Origin of the sequence: Microbacterium trichothecenolyticum (assembly GCF_041938625.1) — a bacterium.
Taxonomy (GTDB): domain Bacteria; phylum Actinomycetota; class Actinomycetes; order Actinomycetales; family Microbacteriaceae; genus Microbacterium; species Microbacterium trichothecenolyticum_D.
The window spans coordinates 1510536-1525027 of the sequence record NZ_CP169427.1 but is presented as its reverse complement, the minus strand read 5'-3'; the positions used below and the strand labels follow the sequence as shown (position 1 = coordinate 1525027).

Below are 14492 nucleotides of genomic sequence, written 5' to 3'. Positions count from 1 at the left end.
AGTGGGACGGTGACCACGACGCGCCTCGAACCCGGTTCCCTCGCACCCGACTTCACGCTCCCCGACCAGGACGAGCAGGCCGTGACGCTGAAGGACCTCCGGGGCGGACGCGTGATCCTCTTCTTCTACCCCGCGGCGATGACGCCGGGGTGCACCAAGGAGGCGTGCGACTTCCGCGACAGCCTCGCCCCGCTCCAGGCGGCCGGCTACACGGTGCTCGGCATCTCCCCCGACGAGCCCGAGAAGCTGAGACGATTCCGGGAGCGCGATGGCCTCGCCTACGACCTGCTGAGCGACCCCGACCACAAGGTGCTCTCGACCTACGCCGCGTGGGGCGAGAAGACGAACTACGGCAAGACCTTCATGGGCGTCATCCGCTCGACGATCGTCATCGACGAGAAGGGCCGCATCACGCACGCACTGTACAACGTGCGGGCAACGGGCCACGTCGCGCGCGTGCGCACACTGCTCGGCGTCTAAGCCCCCGGGGCCTGCCCGCCGGCCTCTTCGTCGCGCCGGCGGCGCGCGGCGCGTCCGGCGTCGCGCACGGCGATCACGAGCAGCACCAGCACGATCAGAGCCGGGGTCGCGAGCACGAGGGCGACGGTCGTGTCCGCGAACGCTCCGGTGGCGGCGCCGAAGGCGACGGCGAGGATCAGCAGCTGCGTGACGATGCCACCCGATCGCCCCCACGACTGATCGCGCCAGATCGCGAACGCGAACGCGATGACCGCCGCAGCGCCCACGAGGGTCAGCACCGCCAGTGCGATCGCGCTCTCGATCGAGCCGGTGTCGCCCGAGACGATCGCGACGATCTCCCGCACCGTCAGCGCTGCCAGCCCGAGTCCCTCGAGCCCCACCAGCACCGCGGCGATCCTTCCGGACAGGTTTGTCCGCATTCTCCGTCGACTCCTTCTTCCACCGACAGCAGGTTGTGCGAACCCTCCATACCCCCCGGGGAACACTCAGCAAGTCCTACACAAACCCGCCGATGAACCCTTGATTCAGGTAAACCGCTATGGGACGATTGGTGAAGCCGTGTGCTCCCACAGCGACGTGGGGCGAGATCCTCTCGCACATCCCACAGGGTACCGGACCCGAACCGGGCCCCTATTCCCCACCCCTCTGTCACAAGGAGCACCACCATGGACTGGCGCGACAAGGCCGCCTGCCTGACCGTCGACCCCGAACTGTTCTTCCCCGTGGGAAACACCGGACCGGCCGTCGATCAGATCGAGAAGGCCAAGTCGGTGTGCGCACGCTGCACCGTCACCGAGATCTGCCTGCAGTACGCCCTCGAGACCGGCCAGGACTCGGGCGTGTGGGGCGGCCTCTCCGAGGACGAGCGCCGCGCACTCAAGCGCCGTGCTGCCAGGGCGAGACGAGCTTCGTAGCGGTACCGCCCCTGCGCCGGACGGAGTCCGGCGGCAACCAGCACAGCAACCAGCACAGCCGCGCCGCTCGCGCGCGCCGCGCCTCCTGACGCCTGGTGCCACAGCGCTTCACGTGAGCGGATGCCGCGACCCGCGGCATCCGCTCACTGCTGTCAGCTCTTCGAGCGCTCGATGTAGCGCAGCGGGATGTCGATCGTGACCTCCGTGCCGCTGCCCATGATGGTGTGCCAGTCGATGGTGCCGCCGAGCTCGCCCTGGATGAGGGTGCGCACGATCTGCGTGCCGAGACCGCGGCCGACCTGACCCTCCGGCAGGCCGGAGCCGGTGTCGCGCACGCGCACCTCGAGGCGGTCGTCGGTGCGTTCGGCGATGATCTCGACGTCGCCCTCCTGCCCGGCGAGCCCGTGCTCGACCGCGTTCGTGACGAGCTCGGTGAGGGCCAGGGCGAGGGGCGTCGCATACTCGCTGGGCAGGGTGCCGAAGCGACCCGTGGAGTGCGTCTTCGCGCGCGTGTTGGGCGCTGCGGCGACCTCTGCCACGAGCTTGAGCACGCGGGCGAACACCTCGTCGAAGTCGACGTTCTGCGCAAGTCCCTCCGAGAGCGTGTCATGCACGACGGCGATCGCCGACACGCGGCGCATGGCCTGCGTGAGCGCGTCGCGCGCCTCCTCGGTGTGCGAGCGGCGGGCCTGGATGCGCAGCAGCGATGCGACGGTCTGCAGGTTGTTCTTGACGCGGTGGTGGATCTCGCGGATCGTCGCGTCCTTGGTGATGAGCTCCTGCTCCTGGTGGCGGATCTCGGTCACGTCGCGGCAGAGCACGATCGCGCCGATGCGGGTGCCGTGGTCGCGGAGCGGGATCGTGCGCAATGACACCGTCACGCCGCGGGCCTCGAGGTCGGCGCGCCACGGCGCGCGGCCGGTGACGACCACAGGCAGCGACTCGTCGAACTGGCGCTTCGTCGGAAGGATGCCGGTCACGACCTCGACGAGGGACTCGCCCTCGAGCTCGTCGTCGAAGCCCAGCCGGTTGAACGCCGACAGCGCATTGGGGCTCGCGAACGTCGTGATGCCGTCGACGTCGAGGCGGACCAGGCCGTCGGACGCGCGCGGCGCGCCGCGTCGCGGCGACGTCGGCGCCGTCAGGTCGGGGAAGTCGCCCGAAGCGATCATGCCGAACAGGTCGTCGGCGCAGTCGTTGAAGGTGATCTGCTGCCGCGACGGCGTGCGCGCCTCACCCAGGTTGGTGTGGCGGGTGATCACGCCGATCACGGTGACCTCTTTCCCGCTCTTGCGGGCCACCGGCACCGCACGCACACGCGTGGGCGTCTCTTCGAACCAGTCGGGCGAGGCGGAGTCGACGATGCGGCCCGTCTGGAACGCCTCGCGCACCTGCGTGCGCCACTGCGGCCGCACGCGGTCGCCGACGATGTCGCGGTAGAAGAGCGTCGCCGCGCCGCCCGGACGCGTATGGGCGACGGCGACGAAGGAGTCATCGGATGTCGGCACCCAGAGCACGATGTCGGCGAAAGCCAGATCGGCGAGGAGCTGGCCGTCCCCCGCGAGACGATGCAGCCACTCCACGTCCTCTTCGCTGGAGCGGCCCTGGGCGTAAACGAGATCGCTGAGGGTCGACACGGACCTAGCCTAGAGCGCGCGGCTCACACGACCCGTTCGCCGACGGGTGCCATGTCGGCGGCGCCGGCGTGCGCGGATCGCCCGGAACCGGCGCGATGGATGCCGCGGCGCCGCGCCTTCCCGGCCCGCTGCGGGTCGGGTGCGGGCACGATCGCCTCGCCCACGAAGCGCCGCAGCGCGAGCGTCAACGGCGATCGCGGAGCGACCTCGGCGATCGGCTGCGACGCGAGGATCGCAGCATCCGCTGATCTGGGGTCCTGCGGCAGGAACCAGACGTCCTCGATGCCGCCGAAGCGGTCGAGCGTGCGGCGCACCTGCCCGCGGGCGTCGATGCCGAGGGTTCCCGGGCGGAGGCGGTTGGCGACGACGGCCACCGGGGTCGCGCCGATCGTGGCGCGCAGGTCGGCGTGTCCGCGCAGGAACCGTGCGACGCCGACGGGATCCGCCGCGACCACGGCCACCACGAGATCCGCGGCGCGCAGCGCGGCGAGTGTCGCCGCGTTGCGGCGCGGGCCGTCGAGGTCGCTCATGATCTCTTCGTCGCGCTCGAGCGACGAGGCGACGTCGACCACCGTGTAGTCGGCCCACTCGCGGCAGGCGGCGAGGGCGGCGACCACGCGCCGGTCGCTCAGCTCCGGCCAGCGGGAAGGCCGGTTGATACCCGTCAGGACGTCGACGCCGGTCCGCCCGAGCGGCACGGCGATGCGGGTGAGCTCGCGCACGTCGAGGCCGCCGAGTTCGGCCTGCCGGCAGGCGGCGGCGAATCCCGGTCCCTCGTCGGCGAGGCCGAGTGTGAGCGCGAGGGACGGCGCGTGCGCGTCGGCGTCGACGAGGGCGACGTGGCGTCCGCCGCGGGCGAGCTCGACGGCGAGCTCCGTCGCCACGGTGGAGCGGCCCGGTGCTCCGGCAGGACCCCACACGGCGATCACGCGCGGCTGCGGGCGCTCCGGCGCTGCCGGGGCCGGCGCGCGGGGCGCGGCCGAGAGCGCCTCGGCGATGCGCCAGGGTTCGGCGTGCAGGCTCAACGGAGCTTCGAGTCCGCACGACGCGGCGATCCGCTCCCCCGCCGCATCTTCGACGAGCGGCACGACTCGTGTGCCGGCGCGGTCGCAGAGCGCGACGACGGTCGGCGACATCGTGGCACGCGACACCGCGACCACCAGCGCGTCGGCGTCGGCGAGCGCCCGGAGCATCGCCTGCGCATCGGCGCCCAGCATCTGATCCGCCGCCGCAAGGGCGGGAGCGGATGCCGCGACCTCGGCGATCACCTCGATCCCCTCGCGCCGCAGTCCCTCGGTGAGCAGCCGCGCGTCGTCGACGGCGACGACGACCCTCATGAGCCGGATCCCGTCGTGGGGACGATCGACAGGGCGGACTCGTCGGCCATCGCGGCGAGGGTGGCGGGGACGTCGGCCCGGGGGATGACGAGTTCGAGCGCGGCTGCACCGCCGCCGATCATGGAGTCGTCCCGCGTGACCGACACGACCGTGGCGTCGGCGACGAGGATGCGCGGCTCGTCGTACGCCCCCTGCTCCAGGAGCGGGGCCGACCAGACTTCGACGACGCTGCCCGCCTCGACCGACGCCGGCACGTCGACGGCGCTGCGGACGACGACGCTCGTGGTGCGCGCGGACGCGGGATCGCCCACGGATGCCGCGGGCACCAGTTCGCCCGCCTCGATCGTGCGGGTCGCGACCACGGGGTCGTCGAGGTCGTCGGCCGTGAGATAGGTGCCGGCGAGGGCGCCGAGTGCGACGTCGACGACCTTCAGGTCCCCGGTGCCGATCGCCTCGCCGGGCACGATCGTGTGCGCGGCGGCGTAGACGGGAACGGTCTGGCGTGCGGCCGCCACGACGAGCCAGACGCCGACGACGGATGCCGCCACGAGGAGCACACCGAGGAAGAACCGCGCGTCACCCCAGAAGGCTCGGCGCGGGGTGCGGACGGGGTCGTGGGCGGCGGTCATGAGTCCATCGTCGCCGACTCGGCGCGAGGGCGTCGGGCGTTATCCACAGGGGTGAGGGGGCAAGGCCCGCACCGGGGAGGCAGGTCCATAATGGGGGCATGTCAGATGACCCGACGTCCGACGTGCGGCTGCTCGCACCCGCCCAGGTGGGCGAGGTGCTCGGCGTGTCGGTCGACGAGGTCATGGCTCTGGTCAACGAAGGGCGGCTTCGCGGCCTTCGCGTCGGCGCGCCCGCGCGCTGGCGGATCGATGCCGCGAGCGTCGGCGAGTACCTCGACGATCAGGCCGAGGAGGCGCGGCGCATGGCGCTGTGGCGCCAGTCCCAGAACGCCAGCTTCCCCGAGCTATGGGGCGGCCGCATCGTCCGCCACCCGGACTGAGCCGGGAAGCGCTTACGCGGACCGGCCGGTCGAACCGGCGGCGGGTCACGGGATCGCAGGTGCCTCGTCGGCGCGGACCCACGCGATGGCGGCGAGGGGCACCAGTCGGTAGCCCGACACGGCGTCGGCGCGCCGCGGCGCTCCCCGGTCGTGCACCGCGAGATCGAGGTGGTCCGCGCCCGCGCGATCGATGGTCCCCGTGAGGACCCGCCCCGAGACGAGGTGCACGGCGACGCCGGCCCGCCGGCGCACGAGGTCGCGCAGCACGAACCCGAAGGTGAGGCGGTCGGCCAGGGGCGAGCGCGGCGGCGCCGGGCGCGCGGTGCGCAGGAGGTCGGCATGCGGCATCCCGATCGTGCCGATCGATGCGAACGGCACGACGACCGCGCCGCCGGGTCCGTCGGCGACGGCGAGGGCAACCCAGTCGGCGCCGACGCCGGTCACCGAGGCGCGCAGCGTCGCGCCGTCGGCGAGGTCGAACGACGCGACCGTCGGGGCGACCCCCTCCCGCGCGGCGAGCAGGGTGAGCCGTTCCGAGAGCTGCACCCGCGAGAGCCGGAGGCGCTCGGCCTCGGTGTCGAGCGCGGCGCGCTCGGCCTCCCATTCGGAGGCGAGCTGATCCTCGAGGTCGTCGAAGAAGCGGTCCCAGCGCACTCAGCGAGAGTAGGGCACCACGGCCGATCCGTCCGCGAGTTATCCACAGCCGACCAGGTCGGATTTTCCTGAGAGTTCGCTGTGTGGTCTACTGTCCGGGAAGACATCCCCCTGTCGAGATTGGCACTCATGGCAACGACGCCCGCGGGCACCGCCCGCGTACCGTATGCGTCCCGCAGCAGCGCGCAGGTCGCAGAGTTCTTCGCGCCGCAGCGGACACCGTCCACCGCGCTCCCCGATTCCGAGACGTTCCTGCGCAACCTCACCGTGGGTGTGCTGGAGGTCTTCGCGGGCGTCCGCGAGGTCGACCAGCTCGCCCGCTGGCTCACCGAGGACGCCTACCGCAAGCTCCTCACCCGGGCGAACCTCGCGACCCGCGCGCGCAGCGCGCGCGGGGTGGCGGCGAAGCGCCCCGTGCACGCGATCATGTCGGTGCACGAGTCCTCCCCCGCCGACGGCATCATCGAAGCGGTCGTCATCGTCCGCGGGCCGGCGCGCACGCGTGCGCTGGCCGTGCGGATCGAGGGCATGGACGGCCGCTGGCGCGCGACCTCGCTCGCGCTGCTCTGACCGACCCCGCCGCCGCGGCGCGCGCACGCCTGACGGCGACGCGCGCGACGCAAAGGCGCGCACGACCCGGCGACGGGACCGGCCCCGACGATGCGGCCGGTCCCGTCGTCAGCTCTTGTCGTCCTTGTCGATGAGCTCGAGCAGCGACCGGAGGGCGTCGCGGATCTCGTCGTGGTCGTGCTGACCCGCGCGGCTCTCCGCCGAGATCACCCCCGACCGGTGGACTTTCTTGAAGTCGCCCACGGGGAACGAGTACGCCCCCTTCGTCTCCTCGTTCTCGCGATGGTCGATCCCGATGTGCCAGTGGGAGTACTCGGTCCATCCTTCTCGCTTGATGTACGCATTCTCCTCGTCGGCGGTCGGCGCGGCCTCCGACCAATCGTCGCGTTCATCGCGCACGACCTTGCCGTCCCGGATGAGTGCCCGCATGTGGCGCAGTGCCGGCTGGTTCAGTTCGATGGACATGACGCGACGCTACGACGCCGTCCGCCGTCACACGAGGGGGTTGACGGATGCCGCGGGCCGCCGCATCCGCTCTCTCACTGCTTGTACGACGAGAGGAAGTTGCCGAGCCGCTCGACGGCCTCCGACAGCACGCGCGCCTCGGGGAGCGTGACGATGCGGAGGTGGTCGGGGGTCGGCCAGTTGAAGCCGGTCCCCTGCACCAGCAGCACGTGCTCGGCGACGAGGAAGTCGTAGACGAGCTTGGCGTCGTCGCGGATCTCGTACACGTTCGGGTCGAGCCGCGGGAACGCGTAGAGCGCGCCTTGGGGCTTCAGGCACGCCACGCCGGGGATGCTCTCGAGACCCTCCCACGCGGCGTCGCGCTGCTCGTGCAAGCGCCCCTCGGGGGCGATGAGCGCATCGATCGACTGCACGCCCGAGAGCGCGGCCTGCACGGCGTGCTGCGCCGGGACGTTGGGGCACAGGCGTGTCGAGGCGAGCAGCTGGATGCCCTCGAGGAAGCCCGCGGCGTGCTTCTTCGGACCGGTGATGACCATCCATCCGGAGCGGTAGCCGGCGACGCGGTAGGTCTTCGACAGCCCGTTGTACGTGAGGCAGAGCAGATCGGGCGCGAGCGTCGCGAGCGGGATGTGCCGCGCCTCGTCGTACAGGATGCGGTCGTAGATCTCATCCGAGAGCAGCAGCAGCGAGTTCTCACGCGCGATCTCGATGATCCCCTGGAGCACTTCGCGGGTGTAGACGGCCCCCGTGGGGTTGTTCGGGTTGATCACGACGATCGCCTTGGTGCGGGGCGTGACCTTCTCGCGGATGTCTTCCAGCGCGGGCTGCCAGCCGTCGTCGGGATCGCAGCGGTAGTGCACAGGCGTGCCGCCGGCGAGGCTCGTCATCGCCGTCCACAGCGGGTAATCCGGTGCCGGGATGAGCACCTCGTCGCCCTCGTCGAGGAGCGCCTGCATCGTCATCGTGATGAGCTCGGACACCCCGTTGCCGAGGTAGACGTCGTCGGGGTCGAACTGCGGAAAGCCCGGGACCTGCTCGTACCGCGACACGACCGCGCGCCGCGCCGACATGATGCCCTTGCTGTCGCTGTAGCCGTGCGCGTGCGGCACGGCCTCGATCATGTCGCGCACGATCTGGAAGGGCGCCTCGAATCCGAACACCGCCGGGTTGCCCGTGTTGAGCTTGAGGATCGTGTGCCCCTCGTCCTCCAGCCGGTCTGCCTCTGCCAGTGCCTGCCCGCGGATCTCGTAGAGAACGTTCTGGAGCTTGCTCGACTGGTCGAGGGGGCGGAGTGGACTCATCGCTTCAGGATATCGGCGGGCGAGGAGGGCCAATGAACGTCGGGTGGCCCGCGCTCGCGCGCGGGCCACCCGGTCTTCGTCCTACTTCTTGCGCTGCTCTGCCGCGCGACGCTGGGCGCGGTTCAGCGGCGCCTGCGCCGCGGCAGGTGCCTCGGCATCCGTCCGCTGGCCGAAGGCACCGCGCTGCGGTTCGGCGGCGGGCGCCTGCTGCTGACCGGGTGCCGCACCCGCTGCCGCGGCCGCCTGACGCAGACGCGAGGTGGCGGCCTGCTGCACCTGGCCGCGGTCGTTGCGGACCTCGACCTCGCCGGCGTCGTTGGACGCCGAGTACTGCAGACGCTGGTTGTCGACGGGCTGCGCGCCGAGGCCCTTGGCCTCGACCTGGGTGACCTGCTCGGCGCCGGCCTCGCCCTGACGGCGCACCTCGACCTCGAGGTTGTAGAGGTAGCCGACCGACTCCTCCTTGATCTGCCCCATCATCGCCTGGAACATCTGGTAGCCCTCGCGCTGGTACTCGATGAGCGGGTCGCGCTGGGCCATGGCGCGCAGGCCGATGCCGTCCTTGAGGTAGTCCATCTCGTAGAGGTGGTCGCGCCAGCGGCGGTCGAGCACCTGCAGCACCACGCGGCGCTCGAGCTCGCGCGTCGCGGCCTCGCCCAGCGTGTTCTGGCGCGTGTCGTAGGCGATGCGCGCGTCCGAGAGGATCTCGCGCTTGAGGCCCTCCGAGGTGATGCCGCCCTTGCGGCCTGCGGCCTCGGCCACGACCTCGTCGATCGTCACGCCCACCGGGTAGAGCGTCTTCAGCTCCGTCCACAGCGCGTCGAAGTCCCAGTTCTCGCTGTGACCGGCGCCGGTGTGGTCGTCGATGACGGCGTTGATGGCGTCTTCGATGAAGTGCTGCACGCGGTCGGCGATGTCGTCGCCCTGCAGGATGTGGCGACGGTCGGAGTAGATCGCTTCGCGCTGGCGGTTGAGGACGTCGTCGTACTTGAGGACGTTCTTGCGGATCTCGGCGTTGCGCGCCTCGACCTGGCTCTGCGCCGACTTGATCGCCCGCGTGACCATGCCCGACTCGATGGCGACGTCGTCGGGGAAGTTGGTGCGGGCGATGATCGCCTCGGCCGCGCCCGACTGGAACAGGCGCATGAGGTCGTCGGTCAGCGACAGGTAGAAGCGGCTCTCGCCGGGGTCGCCCTGACGGCCGGAGCGACCGCGGAGCTGGTTGTCGATGCGGCGCGACTCGTGACGCTCGGTGCCGAGGACGTACAGTCCTCCGGCCTCGACGACCTTCGTGCCCTCCTGGGCGACGCGGTCGCGCGTCTGCTCGTACACGGAGTCCCACTCGGCCTCGTACTCGTCGGGCGTCTCGACCGGGTCGAGACCCTTGGTCTTGAGCTCCTGCACGGCGAGGAACTCGGCGTTGCCGCCGAGCATGATGTCGGTGCCGCGGCCGGCCATGTTGGTGGCGACCGTGACGGCCCCGAGGCGCCCGGCGCGGGCGACGATCTCGGCCTCGCGTGCGTGGTTCTTCGCGTTGAGGACCTCGTGCTTGATGCCCTTCTTCGCGAGCAGCCGCGAGAGGTACTCGCTCTTCTCGACGCTCACCGTGCCGACGAGCACGGGCTGACCGGCCTCGTGGCGCTGGGCGATGTCTTCGACGACCTGCGCGAACTTCGCGGTCTCGTTCTTGTAGACGAGGTCGGGCTGGTCCTTGCGGATCATCGGCTTGTTCGTCGGGATCGGCACGACGCCGAGCTGGTACGTCGACATGAACTCGGCCGCCTCGGTCTCGGCGGTGCCGGTCATGCCCGCGAGCTTGTCGTACAGGCGGAAGTAGTTCTGCAGCGTGACGGTCGCGAGCGTCTGGTTCTCGGCCTTGACCGGCACGGCCTCCTTGGCCTCGATGGCCTGGTGGATGCCCTCGTTGTAGCGGCGCCCGACCAGGATGCGGCCGGTGTGCTCGTCGACGATCATGACCTCGTCGTTCATGACGACGTAGTCGGTGTCGCGCTTGAACAGTGCGAGCGCCTTGATCGAGTTGTTGAGGAACGAGATGAGCGGGGTGTTCGCGGACTCGTAGAGGTTGTCGATGCCGAGGTAGTCCTCGACCTTCTCGATGCCGGGCTCGAGCACGCCGATGGTGCGCTTCTTCTCGTCGACCTCGTAGTCGACGCCGGCCTCGAGCGTCTTCGCGATCTTCGCGAACTCGACGAACCAGCGGTTCGCCTCGCCCGACGACGGTCCCGAGATGATGAGCGGCGTGCGCGCCTCGTCGATGAGGATCGAGTCGACCTCGTCGACGATGGCGTAGAAGTGACCGCGCTGCACGAGGTCCTCCTTGCGCCACGCCATGTTGTCGCGCAGGTAGTCGAAGCCGAACTCGTTGTTCGTGCCGTAGGTGATGTCGCAGTTGTACTGCTCGCGGCGGACCTCGGGGGTCTGACCCGCGACGATCGTGCCGGTGGTCATGCCGAGTGCACGGTAGATGCGGCCCATGAGCTCGGACTGATAAGACGCGAGGAAGTCGTTGACGGTGACGACGTGCACGCCCTGGCCCGCGATCGCGTTGAGGTAGACGGGGAAGGCACCCGTGAGCGTCTTGCCCTCACCGGTCTTCATCTCGGCGATGTTGCCGAGGTGCAGCGCGGCCCCGCCCATGATCTGCACGTCGTACGCACGCTGTCCCAGCGTGCGCTTGGCGGCCTCCCGCACGGCGGCGAACGCCTCGGGCATCAGCTGGTCGAGGGTCTCGCCGGCCTGGTAGCGCGCACGCAGCTCCGCGGTCTCGCCCCGGAGCTCTTCGTCCGTGAGGTGCTCGTAGTCCTCCTCCAGCGCGCCGACGGCCTTCACGACCTGCTGGAGCCGCCGGAGGATGCGACCCTCACCGGCGCGAAGCAGTTTCTCGAGGGGGTTGGCCACGGAGTGTCTCCATCTTCTGGCTTTCGGGAGCGGCGCAACGGCGCCAATGCCGCCCGGGTGCATGGCCCCAGGCATACCTGCCTATGTTATCCACCCGTGACCTTGGTGTGCGCTGGGTGTGCATGCGTGCCGAGGCCCGCGACACGCGCAGGGGCGCAGCATCCGTGCGAATGCATTCCGGGTATGCATATACTCAGTGACTACATACTCGGTATGCCCCCTACGGAGAGGTGCGACATGGTTGTCTGGCGTCGATGGGTCTTCCCGATCCTGCTGGTGCTCGTGCTGGGAATCGCCGCAGCAGCGCTGGTGAAGATCGCCTTCTTCCCCGACACGGCGCCGACCGCCGCCGCGCAGCCGTCCGCCCAGATCGCCGATCCGGTCGTCCCCGTCGAGCGCGGTGCGGTCACCAACGCGCTCAGCCTGCCGGGCACGATCGCCCGCGACACGGCATATCCGGTCCGCTCGGAGGTCGACGGCACCGTCACCGCGGTCCACGTCGGCGAGGGCCAGGCCGTCACCGCGGGGCAGAAGCTCTTCACCATCAAGCAGACCGACCCGGTCAAGAACATCGATGTCCTGGCCCCCGAGGCGGGCGACGTCACCGAGATCGCTGTCGTGAAGGGGCAGCCCGCATCGATCGGCGGCGACCTGGCGACGCTCACGCCCGCGCGTTTCCACGTGCAGGCCACGGTCGACCCGGTGCAGCTGTACCGCCTGCAGGGTGCGCCGTCGGAGGGATCCGTGACGATCCAGGGCGGTCCCGCGCCGTTCACGTGCACCGGGCTGAAGGTCTCGGTCGCCGAGGACGGCACCACTACCGTCACCTGCGCGGTGCCCGCCGATCAGGTCGTGTTCGCGGGGCTGCAGGCGCAGCTCGACATCGACCTCGGCACGGTCTCCGACGTGCTCGTCGTGCCGACCACCGCCGTCAAGGGCGGGTCGGGAACCGGCGTCGTCTGGGTCGACGCCGGCACCGGCGAGCTGGAGGAGAGGGACGTCGCGCTCGGGGTCAGCGATGGCGCCATCGTCGAGGTCACCACCGGCCTCGAGGAGGGCGAGCAGGTGCGTCAGTACGTGCCCGGTGTCCTCGCGGGCGAGGACCCCGTCTGCTACGACGACGGCATGGGCGGCGAGTACTGCGAGCCCGCGGGGTGGAGCTGGTGACCCTCGTCCGCCTCGAGGGCGTCGCCAAGCACGTGCTGCTGCCCGACGACAGCCGACTCGACATCCTCCGCGGCATCGACCTCGCGGTCGCCGCCGGCGACCACGTCGCGATCGTCGGGCGCAGCGGCTCGGGCAAGTCCACGCTCCTGAACCTGATGGGCATGCTCGACCGCCCCTCCGAGGGCGCGGTGTGGTTCCGCGGGGAACCTGTCCGCACGATGCGGCGCGGCAAGCTCGACCGGCTGCGCGGGCGAAACGTCGGCTTCGTCTTCCAGCAGTTCAACCTGCTCGCCGGGCGCACGGCGCTCGAGAACGTCGAGATGCCGCTCGGCTACGCGACCGGCCGGGAGTTCTGGCGCCGCCGGCGCACCGCGACCGAGATGCTGGAGCGCGTGGGCCTCGGCCACCGCATCGAGTCGACGCCCGAGCAGATGTCGGGCGGCGAGCAGCAGCGCGTGGCGATCGCCCGCGCCCTCGTCCGCCGTCCCGCGCTCATCCTCGCCGACGAGCCGACCGGCGCCCTCGACGTCGAGACCGGCGCGACGGTGATGGAGCTCCTCGACGACATCGCCTCGGAGGCGGACGCCGCGCTCGTGACGATCACGCACGACCTCCACGTCGCCGCCCGCGCGCGGCGGCACTACCGCCTCGACGCCGGTGTGCTCACCCCGTTCGATCTCGCCGGCGCACCGGTGCCGGCCGCGGCGAGCGCGGCGGCGCCGGAACTCGCGGCGAGCGTGGACGAGGCGCCCGCCGGGGGCGCGGCATCCGTCGACTCCGCCTCCTGGGAGGACGAGACTGAACCCGCGGAGGTGGCCTCGTGAGCGGCTTCGTCGGAGCGGTGGGCGAGGCGTGGTCCGAGCTTCGCCACCACAAGCTGCGGGTGCTGCTGAGCCTCATCGGCATCGCGGTCTCGGTCGGGGCGCTCACGGCCGTCGTGGCGCTCAGCGAGTACCAGCGGCAGCAGATGGCGGAGCAGTCCGACCAGAGCGGCGGGCGGCCGGCGACGCTGTCGATCACGGCGTCCCGCATCGACGGCGCGCCGATGGACTGGGAGTCGTTCGACGCCCACCTCGGCCGCGTCGCGGAGCGGTACTCGTTCTCGCACCTCACGCGCATCGTCGACCCGGTGCAGCTGCAGGTGCAGACGCCCGAACAGGTGCGGCCGGTGATGGCGCGTCTCGTCGACCCCGCGTACGCGGTGATCCACCGCTCCCCCGTGCTCGAGGGACGGTGGTTCCAGGACGCCGACGCCGAGCTGCTCGCTCCCCCGGTCGTGATCACCGAGGCGCTGTGGGACGTCTACGGGCGCCCCGCACTCGGCCCGGGGTTCGCGGTGAGCCTGCAGGGCGACCTCGCCGGGGAGTACACGGTGGTCGGCGTGACGCCGCGGCTGTATGCCGGCGACGAGGAGAAGCGCGTGACGCTCATGTTCGACTCCTACGCCGCGCGCCGCGATGCGCTGCCGTCGGACGCCATGATCGCGTGGGAGACGTGGGTGCCGGAGGACGGCGTCGCCGACCTCGGGCCCGCGCTCGCGGCGGATCTGCGTGCCGGGCAGGACGACATCGAGATCAACGTCAACCGCACCGACTGGGCCTCGCGGCCCGACGCGCAGAGCTCGATGGCCGTCTTCGAGGCTGTGACGGGCGGCATCGCCGGGCTCGTGCTGCTGCTCGGCGGTCTCGGACTCGTCAACATCCAGCTCGTCGCGATGCGCCAGCGCATCCGCGAGATCGGCGTGCGCCGCAGCTTCGGCGCGACGCAGGGCCGCATCTTCACGTCGGTGCTGCTCGAGAGCGTGGTGGCGACGGCGGTCGCGGGAGTGATCGGCATCGCGATCGCGGTCGCGATCCTGAGGGCGCCGTTCGTGATGGACATGTTCTCGGGGCTCCAGGACATCCCGCCCTTCCCGGTGCGCGCCGCGGTCACCGGACTCGTCGCCGCCGTGGCGATCGGCGCGCTGGCCGGCTTCATCCCGGCGCTCGTGGCGGTGCGTTCCAACGTCATCGACGCGCTGCGCTTCTGACCCTCCACCC

General features: G+C 71.0%; 15 protein-coding genes. 7 read left to right on the top strand and 8 right to left on the bottom strand.

The features are described from left to right. The first annotated feature begins 9 nt into the window (after positions 1-9). Positions 10-480: a thioredoxin-dependent thiol peroxidase gene (gene bcp / locus ACEYYH_RS06825; protein WP_374977487.1), complete on the top strand. Its 471-nt coding sequence runs from the start codon at positions 10-12 to the stop codon at positions 478-480. Here the strand turns inward: bcp and ACEYYH_RS06820 are convergent. Continuing rightward, a complete protein-coding gene (locus tag ACEYYH_RS06820; RefSeq protein ID WP_374977486.1) occupies positions 477-899 on the bottom strand; it encodes a histidine kinase in 423 nt (140 codons plus the stop codon). The genes bcp and ACEYYH_RS06820 overlap by 4 nt on opposite strands. Positions 900-1145: 246 nt before the next feature. On the opposite strand from ACEYYH_RS06820, the gene ACEYYH_RS06815 reads away from it, so the two are divergent. Then, a complete protein-coding gene (locus ACEYYH_RS06815; protein WP_018171995.1) occupies positions 1146-1394 on the top strand; it encodes a WhiB family transcriptional regulator in 249 nt (82 codons plus the stop codon). Between the two features lie 152 nt (positions 1395-1546). On the opposite strand, the gene ACEYYH_RS06810 is transcribed toward ACEYYH_RS06815, so the two are convergent. From ACEYYH_RS06810 to ACEYYH_RS06800, 3 genes are read right to left on the bottom strand one after another with little or no spacing between them, the layout of a single operon-like run. Next, positions 1547-3031 (bottom strand): sensor histidine kinase, encoded by a 1485-nt coding sequence (locus ACEYYH_RS06810; RefSeq protein ID WP_374977485.1) that lies wholly within the window; start codon positions 3029-3031, stop codon positions 1547-1549. A 23-nt stretch (positions 3032-3054) separates the two neighbouring features. After that, positions 3055-4368, bottom strand: a complete 1314-nt coding sequence (locus tag ACEYYH_RS06805) for a CpaE family protein (protein WP_374977484.1) — start codon at positions 4366-4368, stop codon at positions 3055-3057. Beyond that, positions 4365-4997 carry an SAF domain-containing protein gene (locus tag ACEYYH_RS06800; RefSeq protein ID WP_374977483.1) on the bottom strand — a complete coding sequence of 211 codons (633 nt, stop codon included), beginning with the start codon at positions 4995-4997 and terminating at the stop codon, positions 4365-4367. Before ACEYYH_RS06800 ends, ACEYYH_RS06805 begins: the two co-directional genes overlap by 4 nt. Positions 4998-5095: 98 nt before the next feature. Here ACEYYH_RS06800 and ACEYYH_RS06795 point away from each other — a divergent pair, with 98 nt between their 5' ends. Beyond that, positions 5096-5377: a helix-turn-helix domain-containing protein gene (locus ACEYYH_RS06795; RefSeq protein WP_116194003.1), complete on the top strand. Its 282-nt coding sequence runs from the start codon at positions 5096-5098 to the stop codon at positions 5375-5377. A 45-nt stretch (positions 5378-5422) separates the two neighbouring features. On the opposite strand, the gene ACEYYH_RS06790 is transcribed toward ACEYYH_RS06795, so the two are convergent. Continuing rightward, on the bottom strand, positions 5423-6031 hold the full coding sequence (locus tag ACEYYH_RS06790) for a hypothetical protein (RefSeq protein ID WP_374977482.1): 609 nt from the start codon (positions 6029-6031) through the stop codon (positions 5423-5425). Positions 6032-6160: 129 nt separating this feature from the next. Between ACEYYH_RS06790 and ACEYYH_RS06785 the strand changes: the two genes are divergently transcribed. Continuing rightward, positions 6161-6601, top strand: coding sequence for an Rv3235 family protein (locus ACEYYH_RS06785; protein ID WP_116194005.1), 441 nt, complete (start codon positions 6161-6163; stop codon positions 6599-6601). A gap of 108 nt (positions 6602-6709) precedes the next feature. On the opposite strand, the gene ACEYYH_RS06780 is transcribed toward ACEYYH_RS06785, so the two are convergent. The 3 genes from ACEYYH_RS06780 to secA form a co-directional block, all read right to left on the bottom strand. Then, complete coding sequence (locus ACEYYH_RS06780) at positions 6710-7066, bottom strand: hypothetical protein (protein WP_374977481.1); 357 nt, start codon at positions 7064-7066, stop codon at positions 6710-6712. Positions 7067-7140: 74 nt separating this feature from the next. Further along, complete coding sequence (locus ACEYYH_RS06775) at positions 7141-8367, bottom strand: pyridoxal phosphate-dependent aminotransferase (protein WP_374977480.1); 1227 nt, start codon at positions 8365-8367, stop codon at positions 7141-7143. Between the two features lie 81 nt (positions 8368-8448). Further along, positions 8449-11286, bottom strand: coding sequence for a preprotein translocase subunit SecA (gene secA, locus ACEYYH_RS06770; protein ID WP_374977479.1), 2838 nt, complete (start codon positions 11284-11286; stop codon positions 8449-8451). Positions 11287-11523: 237 nt separating this feature from the next. On the opposite strand from secA, the gene ACEYYH_RS06765 reads away from it, so the two are divergent. Genes ACEYYH_RS06765 through ACEYYH_RS06755 form a run of 3 tightly spaced genes read left to right on the top strand, consistent with a single transcriptional unit; the run spans position 11524 to position 14482 of the window. Continuing rightward, a complete protein-coding gene (locus ACEYYH_RS06765) occupies positions 11524-12453 on the top strand; it encodes an efflux RND transporter periplasmic adaptor subunit (protein ID WP_374977478.1) in 930 nt (309 codons plus the stop codon). After that, positions 12450-13277, top strand: coding sequence for an ABC transporter ATP-binding protein (locus ACEYYH_RS06760; protein ID WP_374977477.1), 828 nt, complete (start codon positions 12450-12452; stop codon positions 13275-13277). Before ACEYYH_RS06765 ends, ACEYYH_RS06760 begins: the two co-directional genes overlap by 4 nt. Continuing rightward, a complete protein-coding gene (locus tag ACEYYH_RS06755) occupies positions 13274-14482 on the top strand; it encodes an ABC transporter permease (RefSeq protein WP_374977476.1) in 1209 nt (402 codons plus the stop codon). The genes ACEYYH_RS06760 and ACEYYH_RS06755 overlap by 4 nt, the downstream gene beginning before the upstream one ends. The last annotated feature ends 10 nt before the right edge of the window (positions 14483-14492 follow it).